Here is a 2,068-nt window from a genome sequence, read left to right as displayed (position 1 = left end):
CCTAAGGCTAGACCTAATAAGCCTGTAGTAAAAGGAAAGACAATTAGTTCACTGGGCTCAATAATAAATAATAGAAAAATAGTAAGAATATAAGAAAGTATTCCCTCACGAATAGAATAGAAAATAGCAAAAAAAATCGGTAATGTCGAAAATGGACTAATGAGCAAACCTATACCAGGAACTAAGTTCCCAGCTGCTTGAAACATGGTGGCCAATGCACTCATCAAAGCTGTAAATACTAACTTATTCGCAAGGGACAATTTTCTTTTATGAACAAAGCTCGTATCATGTTCTATTATCAGTTGATACCAATAACGTACAAACCAATTCATTAAAATACCCCCTAAAGATACCACATTCATTACTTTCTATATTATTCATACACTTATGGTTTATGAGTTGCTTTCTACTAGTTATAAATCACTATATAATAGATACTTATAGATTGAAGATTTTTAGGGGGACAAGTCAAGTTGTGCGTTTTGGAAGCAGAATAAACTCTTTATGTTTTTAAACTGAGAATTTATATCGTATCAAGGAATAATTTCAAAAATGGTACCTTTGTTAAAATCAGTTACTTTCATAGAACTGTAAACTCCTAAATATAATTTAGTTTGATCCGAATTTGTTCCTAAACTCATATAATAAGCTGGTTGCGTACCAAAATCATAATTGGTTTCAATAGCATAAAAGTCAGCATGTTTACCGTCTGTACCTGCTCTAGTATAGGCTAAAACACCCTTAACTGGAGACTGAGATTCTCCTTTCTTGGCAAGGTCAGTAAAAACAACGCTACCTGTTAAATTTGGAATTGCATTTCCCATATATGGCTGAACTCCTGTAAGTGAAGTTCCTCCAAACTTATCTGTTCTAGAATCTTTATGAAAATAACTAAGTAGAGGCAGAATACGCTTCACTGAAGTTTGTATTGTTTCATCATAATAAACCATTGTTCTCTCATCCAAAGTCTGATTCTCAGAACAATGTCGTATAAAAGAAGTAGGCAAATCCCCTTCCCATCCTCGCCACCCAAAATTGATAAACCCATCTTGATTGGGAGTTAACCTCATAAAATGCATTTGAACAAGTTCTGTTACCGGTATAGGTTTATATTGAACAAATGAAAAAATAGACTCTACAATATCTTGTCCGACATTTCCGGCGTATTTGATATATTGATTATAAAACCTTTGAAATGAAATGCCGGTTATATTACGTACTCCTTTTGCAATTACTGTAAGTGTTTCTTGTATAGATAAAGGAAGTTCATTAAAGCGTGTAACTACAGGAGGGTTATTTATAAATGTATTTTTACTTACATCGATTTCAATTATTTTTCCTGCTATTTCTAAATCATCTTGGCTTAAATTAAATGGATCATAACCTGATCCGCCATCTCCATTTGTAAAAACAAGTTTTCCAGTCTCAGGTGAAAAGTTTAAACTATTGACTCCGTTATGATTAAAAAATGGTCTTCTTACATTCAGTAATGTTCGTCGTTTTTGAGCTTGACCATTAGATTGTAAAGTCCATTCTTCCACTGTATCAATGTGATCATATTGCGTATTTCTATTAAACCACTTTAAATTTAACGTTTTAGGGTCACAAGGATTCGGTTTAAATTGCTCAGAAAATGCACCTGGCCCTTGAGTTCCAGCTACTGAATAATGAAGATAAAATAACCCATTTTGATAAAATTGTGGATGGAACGCAAGTCCAAGCAATCCGCGTTCATCATAACCGCTACTAGAAACACCTTCTTCAAATGTACCTAATTTAATAATTAGGTGACGAATATCTAAAAATGTCTTTATAACTCCGTCCCCTATGTAAAAAATCTCCCCTAATTGAGTTGCGATAAATAGTCTTTCGGTCGATTCACCTGGAAGTATCGTTGTTTTCAATACAGTTGGTAAATTTACGTTATGAACAATGGGTCGTAAACTAACTTTAACTTTTGTCAATTAACTGTACACCCCTTTTTCTTCTTTTTTATAGAAGAATATGATTAGAGTAGTTCTGTTAGTATCAAATAAGTCGCATTCCTTTTTATTACAATTTTGTATAT

At 33.0% G+C, this 2,068-nt stretch carries 1 protein-coding gene and 1 pseudogene; both read right to left on the bottom strand.

Annotation, left to right across the window (positions count from 1 at the left end; genetic code table 11):
- A pseudogene (locus ABWK52_RS27965) lies at window positions 1-332 on the bottom strand (hypothetical protein); the annotation flags it as partial.
- A 201-nt stretch (window positions 333-533) separates the two neighbouring features.
- The gene (locus ABWK52_RS27960; protein ID WP_000170000.1) at window positions 534-1,964 is read right to left on the bottom strand and encodes a PQQ-dependent sugar dehydrogenase; all 1,431 of its coding nucleotides are present in this window, start codon (window positions 1,962-1,964) and stop codon (window positions 534-536) included.
- Window positions 1,965-2,068 lie beyond the last annotated feature (104 nt).

Source organism: Bacillus sp. AP50 (assembly GCF_040492675.1).
GTDB classification, from domain to species: Bacteria; Bacillota; Bacilli; order Bacillales; family Bacillaceae_G; genus Bacillus_A; species Bacillus_A cereus.
The sequence above is the reverse complement of the archived record's forward strand: the minus strand, read 5'-3'. Positions and strand labels throughout refer to the sequence as shown.